At 31.1% G+C, this 14,494-nt stretch carries 14 protein-coding genes; 8 read left to right on the top strand and 6 right to left on the bottom strand.

What is annotated here, in order from left to right; all coding sequences use genetic code 11:
- Positions 1 to 53 precede the first annotated feature (53 nt).
- Positions 54 to 1,691, bottom strand: coding sequence for a transcription termination factor Rho (gene rho, locus L3X37_RS09070; protein WP_237239859.1), 1,638 nt, complete (start codon positions 1,689 to 1,691; stop codon positions 54 to 56).
- A gap of 200 nt (positions 1,692 to 1,891) precedes the next feature.
- On the opposite strand from rho, the gene L3X37_RS09065 reads away from it, so the two are divergent.
- On the top strand, positions 1,892 to 2,302 hold the full coding sequence (locus L3X37_RS09065; protein WP_237239858.1) for a DUF4293 domain-containing protein: 411 nt from the start codon (positions 1,892 to 1,894) through the stop codon (positions 2,300 to 2,302).
- Between the two features lie 325 nt (positions 2,303 to 2,627).
- On the opposite strand, the gene L3X37_RS09060 is transcribed toward L3X37_RS09065, so the two are convergent.
- The gene (locus L3X37_RS09060; RefSeq protein WP_237239857.1) at positions 2,628 to 3,122 is read right to left on the bottom strand and encodes a metallophosphoesterase family protein; all 495 of its coding nucleotides are present in this window, start codon (positions 3,120 to 3,122) and stop codon (positions 2,628 to 2,630) included.
- A 188-nt stretch (positions 3,123 to 3,310) separates the two neighbouring features.
- On the opposite strand from L3X37_RS09060, the gene L3X37_RS09055 reads away from it, so the two are divergent.
- From L3X37_RS09055 to L3X37_RS09045, 3 genes are all read left to right on the top strand, one after another.
- Positions 3,311 to 4,972, top strand: coding sequence for a BACON domain-containing protein (locus L3X37_RS09055; RefSeq protein ID WP_237239856.1), 1,662 nt, complete (start codon positions 3,311 to 3,313; stop codon positions 4,970 to 4,972).
- A gap of 176 nt (positions 4,973 to 5,148) precedes the next feature.
- Entirely contained in the window at positions 5,149 to 5,892 is a 744-nt protein-coding gene (gene truA / locus L3X37_RS09050) for a tRNA pseudouridine(38-40) synthase TruA (protein ID WP_237239855.1), read from the top strand.
- Positions 5,893 to 7,659, top strand: coding sequence for an ABC transporter ATP-binding protein (locus tag L3X37_RS09045; protein WP_237239854.1), 1,767 nt, complete (start codon positions 5,893 to 5,895; stop codon positions 7,657 to 7,659).
- Positions 7,660 to 8,147: 488 nt separating this feature from the next.
- Here L3X37_RS09045 and L3X37_RS15410 read toward each other — a convergent pair whose 3' ends face one another.
- The 4 genes from L3X37_RS15410 to folP form a co-directional block, all read right to left on the bottom strand.
- A complete protein-coding gene (locus tag L3X37_RS15410; protein WP_369409888.1) occupies positions 8,148 to 8,294 on the bottom strand; it encodes a DUF3667 domain-containing protein in 147 nt (48 codons plus the stop codon).
- Positions 8,295 to 8,448: 154 nt separating this feature from the next.
- Complete coding sequence (locus L3X37_RS09040; protein WP_237239853.1) at positions 8,449 to 9,234, bottom strand: diadenylate cyclase; 786 nt, start codon at positions 9,232 to 9,234, stop codon at positions 8,449 to 8,451.
- 37 nt (positions 9,235 to 9,271) lie between these two features.
- Complete coding sequence (locus tag L3X37_RS09035; protein ID WP_237239852.1) at positions 9,272 to 9,949, bottom strand: hypothetical protein; 678 nt, start codon at positions 9,947 to 9,949, stop codon at positions 9,272 to 9,274.
- Between the two features lie 61 nt (positions 9,950 to 10,010).
- Positions 10,011 to 10,844, bottom strand: a complete 834-nt coding sequence (folP, locus tag L3X37_RS09030) for a dihydropteroate synthase (protein ID WP_237239851.1) — start codon at positions 10,842 to 10,844, stop codon at positions 10,011 to 10,013.
- A 310-nt stretch (positions 10,845 to 11,154) separates the two neighbouring features.
- Between folP and L3X37_RS09025 the strand changes: the two genes are divergently transcribed.
- From L3X37_RS09025 to tpiA, 4 genes are all read left to right on the top strand, one after another.
- The gene (locus tag L3X37_RS09025; RefSeq protein WP_237239850.1) at positions 11,155 to 11,694 is read left to right on the top strand and encodes a DUF1599 domain-containing protein; all 540 of its coding nucleotides are present in this window, start codon (positions 11,155 to 11,157) and stop codon (positions 11,692 to 11,694) included.
- An 88-nt stretch (positions 11,695 to 11,782) separates the two neighbouring features.
- A complete protein-coding gene (locus L3X37_RS09020) occupies positions 11,783 to 13,105 on the top strand; it encodes a BT_3928 family protein (RefSeq protein WP_237239849.1) in 1,323 nt (440 codons plus the stop codon).
- 66 nt (positions 13,106 to 13,171) lie between these two features.
- Positions 13,172 to 13,663, top strand: coding sequence for a TlpA family protein disulfide reductase (locus L3X37_RS09015; RefSeq protein ID WP_237239848.1), 492 nt, complete (start codon positions 13,172 to 13,174; stop codon positions 13,661 to 13,663).
- Positions 13,664 to 13,730: 67 nt separating this feature from the next.
- The gene (tpiA, locus tag L3X37_RS09010) at positions 13,731 to 14,489 is read left to right on the top strand and encodes a triose-phosphate isomerase (RefSeq protein ID WP_237239847.1); all 759 of its coding nucleotides are present in this window, start codon (positions 13,731 to 13,733) and stop codon (positions 14,487 to 14,489) included.
- Positions 14,490 to 14,494 lie beyond the last annotated feature (5 nt).

Genomic DNA, 14,494 nt, shown 5'->3' with positions numbered 1-14,494 from the left:
AATATTGCTAAGGCCTTTTAAGTTTGAGTTAGTTAGTTTTAAATTTATTTAAACTATCCATTCATGGATATTAAAAACTCTTCGTTGTTTCTAGTTTGTTTAAAGCGCTCGTTAATAAATTCCATAGCTTCAACTGGGTTCATATCGGCAAGGTATTTACGCATTACCCACATACGTTGTATCGTGTTATCATCTAATAGAATATCATCACGACGCGTACTTGATGATGTTAAATCGATAGCAGGGAAAATTCTGCGGTTAGATATTTTTCTATCTAATTGCAGTTCCATATTACCAGTTCCTTTAAATTCTTCAAAAATAACTTCATCCATTTTAGAGCCAGTTTCGGTAAGTGCTGTTGCGATAATGGTTAATGATCCGCCATTTTCAATATTACGTGCAGCTCCAAAGAAACGTTTAGGTTTATGTAATGCATTAGCATCTACACCACCAGAAAGAATTTTTCCAGAAGCAGGTTGAACAGTATTATAAGCACGTGCTAAACGTGTAATAGAATCTAAAAGAATCACCACATCGTGTCCACATTCTACAAGGCGTTTTGCTTTTTCTAAAACAATATTAGCAATTTTTACGTGTTCATGTGCTTCTTTATCAAAAGTTGAAGCGATTACTTCACCACGCACATTACGTTGCATATCGGTAACCTCTTCAGGACGTTCATCAATTAATAAAATCATTTGATAAACTTCAGGATGATTTGCAGCAATAGCATTAGCTACATCCTTTAATAACATGGTTTTACCAGTTTTAGGCTGCGAAACAATCATACCACGTTGTCCTTTTCCAATAGGTGAAAACAAATCCATTATTCGAGTTGAAATGGTACTTTGTTTTTCTGCTAACGTAAATTTTTCTTGCGGGAATAATGGTGTTAAATGCTCGAAAGACACACGGTCTCTAACTACATTTGGATTTTGACCATTAATTTTACTAACCTTAATTAAAGGAAAATATTTTTCGCCTTCTTTTGGCGGGCGTACATGTCCTAAAACCGTATCTCCAGTTTTTAAACCAAATAAGCGTATTTGTGATTGCGATACATAAATATCATCTGGTGATGATAAATAATTATAGTCAGAGGAACGTAAAAACCCATAGCCATCTTGCATAATATCTAAAACACCTTCACTTTCAATAATGGCATCAAACTCATAATCAGGCTCACGATAACGATTTCTGTTATCCTTGTTACCTTTATCTATATTGCCATTTTTTTGGTTTTTATGCAGATTTTTATGCTGATGATTGTTATCTCTTTTCTGATGTGACTTCTGCTGATTATCCTTTTGGTTATCGTTAGCAGGTCTCGGATTTGGCTTGTGCACTTGTTTATTCTCCTCTTTCTTTTCCTGAGTAGTCTCATTTGATTTTACTTCAGGCGCTTTATTCTCTTCTTGAGGTTGTTCATCGCGTTTTGCTGGCTCATTTCTAACAGGCTTTTGCACACGTTGTCTAGGTTTTCTGGCAGGTTTGTTTTCAGCAGTAGTATTAGAATCTTCTTTAGGTTCTATTACTGCAGTTACCGTTTTTGGGTCAGCTGCTTGTTGATCGAGTATTTGATAAACTAAATCTAATTTTTTTAATGAACGGTACTTTGGGATCTTTAATTTTTGAGCAATCTCCTGTAACTCAGCGAGCTTCTTCTCTTTTAATTGTGAAATTTCAAACATTGATGTTTAATTGAATACGTATAGTTGAGTATAATTTTTTGATTTTATTCTGAAAAATGATTTCTTTACTTTGAAGAATTAACAACCTGCAATAGTGGTTGTTGGGAATCATCAGTGCAATTATACAACTTTATTTTAATTTTTAGGGCTTATTTTATAAAAGAAACTATTATTTTTGCTGTCTAGTTTTAAAATAGCATATGTTACAACGCATACAAACCATATATCTTTTAATTGCTGCAGGTGTTTCTGCAGGATTAATTTATGCGTTTGAGTTATGGGTTACACCAGATGATATTAAAGCTTTTGCAGCCGATATTAATTATGTGTTAGCTGCGTTTTTAGTATCAGCACTATTATCAATTATATCAATATTTAGATACAAAAACAGGAAGTCTCAATTTATGTTGGGGCGCCTTAACATCATATTAAACTTTTTTTTACTAGGATTTTTTGTATATCAATCTCTAAATTTATCTGGAGAAACGGCGGTTTCTGAGAAAGGTATTGGGATGTTTCTTCCTATCGTTTCTATCGTGTTTTTGGCGTTAGCCAATAAAGCCATTAAGAAGGATGAAGATCTTGTAAAATCTGTAGATCGATTACGATAAACCTAACATCTTAGTAGTATTAGTGCGTTAAAACCCAGAGTGAAAGCTTTGGGTTTTTTTATAAAGCCTCCCTTAATCCCTCCAAAGGAGGGAAATACTCTTGCACAACAAAATATCAATTATTTTTTTGGCGTTCCCCTCCTTTAGCGTCGGGTCGGGCTTTCGTATTTATCTTTTTAAAACGTCATTGCGAAGGAGGAACGACTGTGGCAATCTGTTAATTTTTAGTTCTATCAAACTTAATTGCCCTTTTCTTTTAAAATGGATGCTGCATCAATCCCTAACGCTCGTATTTGCAAAAAGTAGTTAAAACTCTAACTCACAATTACCTTTTGCTAAACTCAATAACCTCCAAATTATCAATTTTACTACCATCAACAGTAAAACGGAGCATAGTACGTGTTTTATGAAAACCGTGTTTACCAACCGCACCAGGATTCATGTGTAATACATTCAACTTTTTATCGGACATCACTTTTAAAATATGTGAGTGTCCACAAATAAAAAGTTTTGGCGGGTTTTGTTTTATCTCATTTATAACTCTTATATTATATTTTGGCGGGTACCCTCCAATATGGGTTATCCAAACATCTACATCTTCACACATAAATCGATTATGTTCTGGAAATTCTAATCGTACTTTGGCATCATCAATATTGCCATAAACACCACGTAAAGGCTTTAATTTTTTTATAGCATCGGTTACTTTTAAATCGCCAATATCGCCTGCATGCCAAACTTCATCTGCTTGTTTTACGTATTTTAAAATATCGTTATCTATATAACTGTGTGTGTCAGAAAGGAGTAATATTTTTGTCATTAGAAATATTGTGAAAACTGGAGCAAAGTTATCGATTATTGTTTGAATAAGTAAAAATGGTGATTGAGCGAATTTTCTTTTTATTATAAAAATATTCAACTACATTTGTTTATGAATTTCTATCGTTAGTAATCATAAATTAATATAATCAGATTATTAGTTTGAATTTAAAAGAAAGACCAATTAAAATGGAGATAAGAAAGAGTTCAAGTTTAGTTTGTTTAATGTTGTTATTGGCTTTATTTTTTGTTGGCTGTGAGAAAAACGAGGTTTCAGAAGAATTTCAGATTGCAGTATCTCCTAATGATGTAATTTTTAATAATAATCAAACTAGTAAACTTTTTATATCCGTTCAGCCCTCAGGTAAATTCCAGTGGAATGTTGCATCCAAACCTGATTGGATTGAAATTAATTCTGTATCAGGTACTATTGATTCTGAAATTATTGAACTTGAATTAACTCCTAATATATCAAATTTAGATGAAGGAAAATATGTTGGTAAGGTAGAATTTGTTACCAACGGAGCTGGAAAAGCCGAAGTAAGTTTAGAACTTAATATTGAGGATTTATCAAATATTATGAGTGTATCCAAATCATCTTTAAATTATGGATATTCTGAGGGAAGCTTATCTTTTGTTATTAAAAATGATGGTAAGTTTAATTTTGATTGGAGTTGGGATAATAATTCAAATTCTTTTCTTAACCTTAACCCAAGCTCAGGTAGCTTAAGTGCTGGAGATTCTAAAGAAGTAGTTATGACATTAGATAGGGCAAATTTAGTTACACAAGACTATAATTTAGAAACCCTTATAACTAATAATTTTGGTCAATCAATTACTATAAATGTTGGAATTAATAATTACATTGAAGAAAAGTGGTTAATTGATGGTAATATAATAGATGCGGAATATGACAGAAATAATAATGTAATAGTTGCTGTTTCCGAAAATCCTAACGAATTAAGAGTCTTTAACCCTTCTAATAATTCAGTTAAATCCGTAGCCCTAAATATTCCTCCAACATGCGTTTCTGTTGAACTAGGGGGGAGTCATGCTGTAGTTGGTCATAATGGTTGGTTTTCTTATATAAATCTATCCACAATGGAGTTGGAAAATAATTATGCTGTAACAACAAATACTTTTGATATTATACTTGCACCTAATGAATGGGTATATGTTTTTCCTAAAGAAGATCAATGGGAAAGAATAAGGTGTGTTAATCTAGCAAACGGAGTAGAAATACAACATATAGGTGGTTCGGTATGGGAGCGCACTAAAGTAAAACTTCATCCATCGGGTAATTACATTTATGGCGCAGATAATGGTTTATCTCCTTCAGATTTTGAAAAATACGATATTAATAATGGAACTGCACAATATCTTTACGATTCACCTTATCACGGAGATTTTGCATTTAATGGCGATATTTGGATTTCGGAAGATGGTATTAGATTATTTGCAAAAAGTAGGAGGGTATTTAATGCTTCTACTAATCAATCAAATGATATGACATATAATGGAGAACTAGTGGGAGAAGGAAATATTATGACATTAGATTTTAGCAGTTCTGCTAAAAAAGTATATGCCATTTTTACAACAGGTAATAGTTGGGATGAAATACCTAGTAATGAAATAAGAAAATATGAAACTGATTTTTTAGCCTTTCAAGGGACTATTAAACTTCCTGGATTTTTTATTCCTAATGAAAATACAGGAGATAAAGTTTATGATTCTCAAGGACATTTTGGGTTCTTTAATTCAGATGGAACAAAATACTACGTTTTAGTAAAGGTTGAAGAAGGCACAGGGGCTGTAAATGAATGGGCAATTACCACCATAGATGTTGAATAATGTGTTTATCTATTATATGAAAGTGTTTAACCATAATTGCGCAAGCTCCTTCCGATAGAGTCCTTAAGAAAAATCACTTCGTAATTATAAATCTTTTAATATTTAATTAAGACAATGATTTTCGTTAGAAAATCAAATCTCTCTATCTTTGCAATCTCATTAAAAAATAAAACAAATTGCGATATTTTATAGAACTCTCTTACAATGGTAGTGCTTATCATGGTTGGCAAAATCAACCTAAAACCGCATCAGTACAAGAAGTTTTAGAAAATGCCTTATCTACTGTATTAAAAACGCCAATCTCTGTAATGGGTGCAGGACGAACAGATACTGGTGTGCATGCTTCGCAAATGTTTGCTCATTTTGATTTTAAGGATGAGTTAAGTGATGATAATTTAATATTTAAGCTTAATTCGTTTTTGCCAAAAGATATTGCTATTTATAATATTTTTAAAGTGAAAAATGATACTCATGCGCGCTTTAACGCATTAAGCAGAACGTATTTATACAGAATAGCTTTAGATAAAAATGTGTTTACTTTTAACAATTCGTTTTATGTGAAGCAAACTTTGGATGTTGATAAAATGAATGAAGCTTCAAAAATTTTATTCGATTATAAAGATTTTCAATGCTTTTCAAAAAGTAATACCGATGTAAAAACGTATTATTGTAATATTATGAAAGCAGAATGGGTTATTAAAAATAACGAGCTGCAATTTACAATTAAAGCCAATAGGTTTTTGCGTAATATGGTAAGAGCTATTGCAGGAACTATGATTAATATTGGTTTAGGCAAAACATCTATTGAAGAATTGCACCAAATTATTAAATCTAAAAATAGAAGTGAAGCAGGTTTTTCTGTGCCAGCCCATGCTTTATATTTAACCAAAATTGAATATCCAGACGATATAAAAATATAAATGACTAAAAAGAAAGAAAATATTTTCGACGTAAAATTATTTACACGTCTATTTCAATATATAAAGCCTTATAAAGTTGTCTTTTTGGGTTTGTTATTAATGGTGGTTTTGTTAGCACTTTTTAGTGCGGCAACACCTAAATTAACGCAGTTTGCGATTGATGATAGTATTGCAGGCGAAAACCCAGATAAATTCTTGTTTTACATTACTGTTATGTTAGGGGTTTTAATTTTGCAAACGATATTTCAACTAGCATTTATTTTTTATGCCTCGTGGCTAGGGCAAAATTTGGTTATGGATGTTCGTGTAAAACTGTTTAATCATTTGCTTCGTTTTAAAATGAAGTATTACGATAATTCTTCAGTTGGTGTACTTATTACAAGAGCCGTAACCGATATGGAACGTATTGCCGATATTTTTGGTCAAGGATTATTTATGATTTTTAGAGACCTACTTACTATGGCTGTAGTTTTTGGTTTTATGGTATATACCAACGTAAAATTGAGTTTAATTGTGTTTGCCATGTTGCCTTTATTATTATATGCCACTCGTATTTTTCAGAAATACATGAAAAAAGCTTTTGAGGAGGTAAGAAACGAAGTTTCAAATCTAAATTCATTTGTGCAAGAACGCTTAACGGGCATGAAAATATTGCAAATATTTACACGCGAAACCACAGAATATAAAAGATTTAAAACTATAAACAATCGCCATAAAAAAGGCTGGTTAAAAACTGTTTGGTATAATTCTATATTTTTTCCTTTGGCAGATTTATCAAGTTCAATTACTATTGGTTTGGTGGCGTGGTACGGTGGATTAAATGTGGTTTTAGAGGGCAGTATAACCAAAGGGACTTTAGTGGCTTTTATAATGTTTATTCCCATGTTGTTTAGACCACTTAGGCAAATAGCCGATAAGTTTAATACGTTGCAAATGGGTATGGTTGCTGCAAACCGCGTGTTTAAAGTTATAGACACAACGTCGCAAATTGACGATACAGGAACTCATATAGCAAAACACTTTAAAGGCGATATAACTTTTAAAAAGGTATATTTTAGTTATGTTGAAGATGAGGAGGTTTTAAAAGGTGTTTCCTTTAATGTTAATGCTGGAGAAACTATTGCCATTGTTGGAGCTACTGGTGCAGGAAAATCGACTATTATAAATTTACTAAATCGTTTTTACGAAATTAAAGATGGAGCCATTTGTGTTGATGATATTGATATTAAAGAGGTTACTTTAGAATCTTTACGCACACAAATAGCTGTAGTATTACAAGATGTATTTTTATTTGCCGATACTATTTTGAATAATATTACATTAAACAATCCAGAAATTACTGAGGCTGAAGTAGAAAAAGCAGCTAAGGATATTGGTATACATGATTTTATAATGAGTTTGCCAAATGGTTACAACTATAATGTAAAAGAACGTGGCGTGATGCTATCTTCTGGTCAACGTCAACTTATTTCATTTTTACGTGCTTATGTAACTAACCCGAGTATTTTGGTGCTAGATGAAGCAACATCATCGGTAGATTCTTATTCTGAACAGCTCATTCAAAATGCCACTGATAAAATTACTAAAGGGCGCACATCTATAGTTATTGCTCACAGATTAGCAACCATAAAAAAGGCGGATAAAATTATAGTTATGGATGCTGGTAAAATTGTTGAACAAGGTACTCATGACGAATTACTTAAAAAAGAAAATGGGTATTACAGAAACCTATACGAAGTTCAGTTTTTAAAGGAGGAAGTGGCATAAAAGATTATTTCGGTATTAAATCTTGGATTGATATTTCACCTGTTAGAAATAAAATGACTAAGGTTACAAGTGAAATACCCATATATCCAATTAAAAAAATCAACAAAAACAGAGGGATTCTCCAGAACAAAGATTTTAGACTGTCCATAGAATTTTTGTAGCAAACATAAATACAAAACAATATCATCACCAAGGAGTAAATAAGTGCTGCATCTACATAAAACTGTGGATTTGTAAGAAGTGTTATAATTGCATAAACTGATCCAATAATACCAAAGCTAGTCAATGCATATATTGAAGTTACTGTATGTTCGGCAAAGTTGTATTGCTTTTTGTTAAAGAATAAATAGCTAGCAAATGCTATAAAGGGAATGTAAAATAAAAAAAAGTATCGAACTATACTCCATAGTTGCAGACATTATTTTTTCAGTTCCTACACCACCAGAGCTAGTTTGGGCGTAACTTATTTTTGAAAAATCAATATTACTTCATGCTACTTTTTTTATCAAGAAAAGAATAAATCCAGATAATGTAAGCGTAATTGCAAGCATGCTTACTGGATTTAAATATTTTTTTCGAATTCCAGATATATAACCACCACAAACATTTTCTGGCTTAATAATTATATGTCTGATTGTTTTTAAAATGTGTTATCTAAATTAAAATAGCGCTCTAAAAAATCATATGTTAAACTTTTAGGAGTCAATCTATTCCTAATAATTTTAGAACCACAATCTGGACAAAAACTAAAATCGGTTCTAAGCGTATTGTTGCAGTTTCTACAATTCATTAAGCTAGATCTTTTTTAATTATTTTGTTAAGCTGATCGGTGTTGTCAAACACAACAAACTCACCATCTTTAAAATAAGAAATATGTCCTGTTTCTTCACTAACAACCAAGGCTAAAGCATCCGTTTTTTCGGTAACACCAATGGCAGCTCTGTGGCGTAATCCGAAACGTTGTGGTATATTTTTTTCGTTATTTACAGGAAGAATAACACGTGTTGCTTTTACAATATTATTGCTTACTACTATAGCACCATCATGTAGCGGACTGTTTTTAAAGAAGATACTTTCTATAATGGGTTGAGTTACTTTTATGTTCATTTCATCACCAGAAGACGATAAAAAATCAAGGTTATTATTACGCTCAAAAACAATAAGTGCTCCAGTTTTTGATGCCCCCATTTTAACGCAAGCAGAAACTATGGCATCTACATCGGTTTCGTCTCCAGTTTCATTTTTTATAAACTTAAATTGCTGTAAAAATTTGCGTCGCCTACTAAAATTTGTCGAGCCTACCATAAGTAAAAACTTCCTGATTTCTGGTTGAAATACCACGATTAAAGCAATAATACCTACTTTAATAAAACCACCAAAAATGCTGGTTAGGAGTTCCATTTCAAGAAAATCTGTTAATCTCCAAACCAAGTAGATAATAATAATACCAATAAAAATATTAATGGCAACAGTACCTTTTATAAGCTTGTAAATGTAGTAGAGTAGTAGGGCTACTAAAATAACATCGATAATATCGACAACTGTAAATTTTAAAAGGTCTTTAAAAATTTCCAAAGGTTAGTGGGTTTTGGTAAATTTAGTAAAATATGGGTTAATAAATAAATTCGTTATTAGATATGGTTATATTTTCTAAATTCAATTTTGAAATAATTGATTTTATTGTGATATAATCTTGAAACAACAAATTTTTACCGAAGAATAACATTACGGTATTTTTTTTATTGTTTGATAAAGATTTAATGTCTTGGTTTAGTTCTTGGCTATTAGAATGAGTTATGTTGATTTCATTAAAATGAGAATTTATTTTTATGTCATTTAAAGATTCTATATTGATAATTAATTTGTTGCTTAAAGAAGAATAGTTATCCGCCAAAACATTTACAATGTGTTTTTTGTTATAATAAACATCCGTAAACTCAATAAAACCTAGATTTTGTCTGCTAATATCACTACAAGTAAAGTAATTTTTAGCATTTTCATTTATATGGCTTGAGTTTCGTTTTTTCTCTTGGAGGAATTTAATATGAGGAATAGCTTGTTTTAAGGTTAAGCGTTTATCCACATTTACCAACCAATTTGTGGTGCTAATTAGGTTTTTTCTATTTAGCTCAACACTATCTTTTTGAGTTTCATCATAAAATAAATAAGCAGCAGAAACATCTTTAATATCGGTAGTTTCAGAATGCGTTATTTCTGGTAGTAAAATCACTTTTTCTTTTCCGCAGGAAAAAATAAGTAGTAATAAAATAGATATAAAGTTATATTTCATATTTAGATTCTTTATAAAGAATGAGTTTTCCTCCTAAAAAAGAGGGAGTAAGGGAGTTGTTTTAAATAGTAATTTGTTTTAGAGCTTCAACCAATTTTACACACTCCACAGCTTCCTTAGCATCGTGCACTCGTAAAATAGAAGCACCCTTTTGTAAAGCCACCGTATTTAAAGCCGTTGTACCATTTAAAGCATTACTAGCTGAGGTTTCTAAAGTTTTATAAATCATAGATTTTCTGGAAATACCAGCCAAAATAGGTTTGTCTAACATTTTAAATAATTCCAATTGATTTAAAACTTTAAAATTCTGCTCTAAAGTTTTTGCAAAACCAAAACCAGGGTCGATAATCATATCAATAATGCCTAATTGTTTGGCAGCTGTAATGCGTTCAGAAAAATAAAAGATGATATCTTTTATCAAATCATCATAATGTGTTTTTTGTTGCATGTTTTGCGGAGTGCCACGCATATGCATCATAATATATGGCACTTTTAAATTAGCAATAGTTTGTAACATAGCATCATCTAATTTTCCTGCCGAAATATCATTAATCATACAAGCGCCTGCTTCAACGCAGTGTTTCGCAACTTCACTTCTAAAGGTATCAATAGAAAGCAATGTCCTTGGAAATTCTTTTAAAATCAAATTAACAATGGGTAATATGCGTTTTAATTCATCAGTTTCACTAACATAATCGGCATTTGGACGCGAACTGTAAGCACCAACATCAATAAATGTTGCTCCTTCATTAAGCATTTTTTCAACTTTGTTTAAAATGACTCTATTATTTTTATAAGAGCCACCATCGTAAAACGAATCTGGTGTAATATTTAAAATCCCCATCACTTTTGGTGATGATAAATCGATGAGTTGTCCTTTGCAATTAATCATCATAATCTTAAAATCTCAATATTTAAAATATCAAATTCCAAACCTAAAACATTAAACTTGAAAGTAGAAATATAAACTCCAAAACTTTAAACACTAAACTTTTGAACTTTAAACAATTTAAGCGAAATTTACACAAAATTGATATTGAACTCATCTTGATTTTTTGTTTTTAACCGAAAATGAGATAAAATTTATTAAGATGAGGCACTTTTTAAAAGACATAGCACCGCTATGTGTAAGAAAAGTAACGTAATATTAATGAATTTTAGCCATTTTTTAGGAAATAGAAAAAATTAAAATGAGTTTACCATAGATGCAAGATACTTCAAAACAATACGATGCTGTAATAGATACCTGTAAAAGTTTATTTATTAAAAAAATGAGTGATTATGGTAGTGCGTGGAGGATATTACGTTTACCATCATTAACCGACCAAATTTTTATAAAAGCGCAGCGCATTAGAGGTTTACAACAAAACGAAGTAAGAAAGGTAGATGAAGGTGAAGTAAGTGAGTTTATTGGTATAATTAATTATTGTATTATGGCACTTATACAGTTAGAAAAAGGTGTGGTTGAACAACCTGATATGACTACAGAAGAGGCTACTGATTTATACACCGAACAAGCTGCCATTACAAAAAAACTCATGGAAAATAAAAACCATGATTATGGAGAAGCGTGGCGAGATATGAGGGTAAGTAGTTTAACCGATTTAATTTTACAAAAATTATTACGCGTTAAAACCATTGAAGATAACAAAGGTGAAACTTTGGTAAGCGAAGGTGTTGATGCTAATTATCAAGACATGATTAATTATGCAGTTTTTGCATTAATTCATTTAAAAGAAGAATAGTTATCATTCCTGCGAAGGCAGGAATCCACTTTATAAAAATTAAGGTTCAATTAAAAAGATTCCCGCCTTCTCGGGAATGACAAAATTTATGAAAATACTAGTAGCATTAAGCAGAATATTCGTCGGTGTTTTATTTATCATTTCAGGATTTATAAAGTTAAATGACCCTCTAGGGTTTTCGTATAAGCTAGAAGAATACTTTAGTGCTGATGTTTTAAATATAGAGTTTTTAATACCATATGCTCTAGGTATTTCTATTCTCGTTGTGGTTTTCGAAGTCGTTTTAGGTGTATTTTTACTCATTGGTTACAAACCTAAATTCACCGTTTGGAGTTTGTTAGCAATGATTGTTTTTTTTACATTTTTAACCTTTTATTCGGCTTATTTCGATAAGGTGAAAGATTGCGGTTGCTTTGGTGATGCATTAAAACTAACACCTTGGGAGAGTTTTACTAAAGATGTTATATTACTGTTTTTTATTCTGATTTTAGTATTTGGATTACAACATGTAAAACCTTTGCTTAGCAAATTACCAACTACAATTCTAGCACTATTAAGCTTTGTGGTTAGTTTGTGGTTTGGCTATCATGTACTTATGCATTTACCCACAATAGATTTTAGAGCCTATAAAATTGGAAACAATATTTATGAAGGTATGATAATTCCTGAGGATGCACCAAAAGCTATTCAAGAATACACATGGACATTTAATATTAATGGTGAAGAAAAAGAAATTGTTACAGATGGTAGCTATCCAACAGTTGATGGCGAGTATGTAGGTGTAGAAACCAAAGTTATTAGAGAAGCATATCAACCACCAGTTTTAGATTTTTCTATTGAAACTGATGACGAAGATTTAACTAAGCATTTTTTAAGTAAAGAAAATCTAATTGTTATAGTCTCGTATAGTTTAGAAAAGATTGAAAAAGAAGGTGTTTTAAAACTAAAAGCAATAACCGATGAAGCTATTAAAAATGGTTATAAAGTTATAGGATTAACAGCATCTGGAAACGATGCTAAGCAGCGTATCAATAATGCTTATAATTTAAATTTTAATTGGTATTTATGTGATGAAAAAGCACTAAAAACGGTTGTGCGTTCTAACCCAGGAATATTAGAATTAGATGCTGGAACAGTAAAACAAAAACTCCACTGGAACGATATTGAAAAATTGAAGTTACCTAAAGTAGAATGGAAGTCAGCACCAAAAACGAGTCGGATTAAAATAAATAATATTCTTTATGTTATAGACGGAAAGGTTTCAACCAAAAAAGAAATGGATTCCGTTTTAGCTGATAAAACTTTTAAAAACTATTTATACACCATAGACTCTTCAATAATAGATTCTATAAATATAGTCAATAATAGTAATTACGACGGTTTTATGAAAATCGATTTAAAAAAAGAATAAGTTAAGATTTTATAAAACAAGGCATTCGTGAATTTGTAGCTACATAAGCCATCATTAAAATAAAAAATGAAAAAAACGAATTACATTTTAATTCTATTGTTCAGTATTTTTAGTTGCAATACAGAGGAGCCAACACAATTTTCAGACGAAGCATTAAACGATACATTTATAACTTTAGAAGGAAACACCACCACTTTCAAAGACATTTTAAACACCTATAAAGGAAAAACAGTATTTATTGATATATGGGCAAGTTGGTGTAAAGATTGTATTGTAGCAATACCAGAAATTAAAGCATTACAAAACGAGTTTAAAGATGTAGTTTATGTGTTTTTATCATTAGATAAAAGCGAAAAATCATGGAAAAGAGGCATAAAAAAATACAATCTTACAGGTGTGCATTATTTTATTCAATCAGGTTGGGATGGCGTTTTTTCCAATTTTATAAATTTAAATTGGATTCCTAGATATATGGTAATAAACAAAGCAGGAAATATAGAATTATTTAAAGCAATAAAAGCAGGAGATGATAAGTTAATTCAAGCCATAAAAAAGTAGTATTTTTGTGCAAAATTCAATATATAAAATAGATTAACTTCAAAACATAAAAAATAATACCAATCTTATGAGAAAACAAATTGTTGCAGGAAATTGGAAGATGAACAATGGTTTAGCAGAATCAAAAAAGTTAGCTAAACAAGTTGCAAAAAAAGTAAAAAAAGCAAAAATTAAAAATGCAAACGTAATTATAGCACCAACATTTGTAAGTTTAGCAGGTGCAGTAAAAGCAACAAAAAAATCTAAAGTAAAAGTAGCAGCACAAAACATGCATTTTGAAGAGAATGGTGCCTTTACAGGAGAAATATCTGCAAAAATGTTAAAATCTGTAGGTGTAAAAACAGTAATTTTGGGGCACTCAGAACGCAGAGAATACTTTGGAGAAACCGATGCCTTATTAGCAAAAAAAGTAGATGCAGCTTTAGCCAATAAAATGAAGGTTATTTTCTGTTTTGGAGAAGTGTTAGCCGACAGAAAATCTAGCAATCAAGAAGCCGTTGTAGAAAATCAAATTAAAAACGCTTTATTTCATTTAGAAGCTTCAGCATTTAAAAATATTGTATTGGCTTACGAGCCTGTTTGGGCCATTGGTACGGGAGAAACTGCAAGCCCAGAGCAAGCACAAGATATGCATGCATTTATAAGAAAAACATTAGCAGATAAGTATGGCGACGAGGTAGCAAATAGCGTGTCTATTCTTTACGGCGGAAGTTGTAAACCCACAAACGCCAAAGAAATTTTCTCTAAACCAGATGTAGATGGTGGTTTAATAGGAGGAGCTGCACTTAATGCAGACGATTTTTTTGCTATTGTAAATGCATTTTAAATTAA

Origin of the sequence: Wocania arenilitoris (genome assembly GCF_021728535.1) — a bacterium.
Taxonomy (GTDB): Bacteria; Bacteroidota; Bacteroidia; order Flavobacteriales; family Flavobacteriaceae; genus Wocania_A; species Wocania_A arenilitoris.
This window is presented reverse-complemented; position numbering and strand designations above follow the sequence as displayed.

Bases quoted from the DNA above. Each gene is read 5' to 3' on its own strand.
- L3X37_RS09015 (WP_237239848.1), top strand. From the start codon at position 13,172: ATGAAAAAAACGAATTACATTTTAATTCTATTGTTCAGTATTTTTAGT.
- L3X37_RS09060 (WP_237239857.1), bottom strand. From the start codon at position 3,122: ATGACAAAAATATTACTCCTTTCTGACACACACAGTTATATAGATAAC.
- L3X37_RS09025 (WP_237239850.1), top strand. From the start codon at position 11,155: ATGCAAGATACTTCAAAACAATACGATGCTGTAATAGATACCTGTAAA.
- rho (WP_237239859.1), bottom strand. From the start codon at position 1,691: ATGTTTGAAATTTCACAATTAAAAGAGAAGAAGCTCGCTGAGTTACAG.
- tpiA (WP_237239847.1), top strand. From the start codon at position 13,731: ATGAGAAAACAAATTGTTGCAGGAAATTGGAAGATGAACAATGGTTTA.
- L3X37_RS09045 (WP_237239854.1), top strand. From the start codon at position 5,893: ATGACTAAAAAGAAAGAAAATATTTTCGACGTAAAATTATTTACACGT.
- L3X37_RS09055 (WP_237239856.1), top strand. From the start codon at position 3,311: ATGGAGATAAGAAAGAGTTCAAGTTTAGTTTGTTTAATGTTGTTATTG.
- L3X37_RS09020 (WP_237239849.1), top strand. From the start codon at position 11,783: ATGAAAATACTAGTAGCATTAAGCAGAATATTCGTCGGTGTTTTATTT.
- L3X37_RS09065 (WP_237239858.1), top strand. From the start codon at position 1,892: ATGTTACAACGCATACAAACCATATATCTTTTAATTGCTGCAGGTGTT.
- folP (WP_237239851.1), bottom strand. From the start codon at position 10,844: ATGATGATTAATTGCAAAGGACAACTCATCGATTTATCATCACCAAAA.
- L3X37_RS09035 (WP_237239852.1), bottom strand. From the start codon at position 9,949: ATGAAATATAACTTTATATCTATTTTATTACTACTTATTTTTTCCTGC.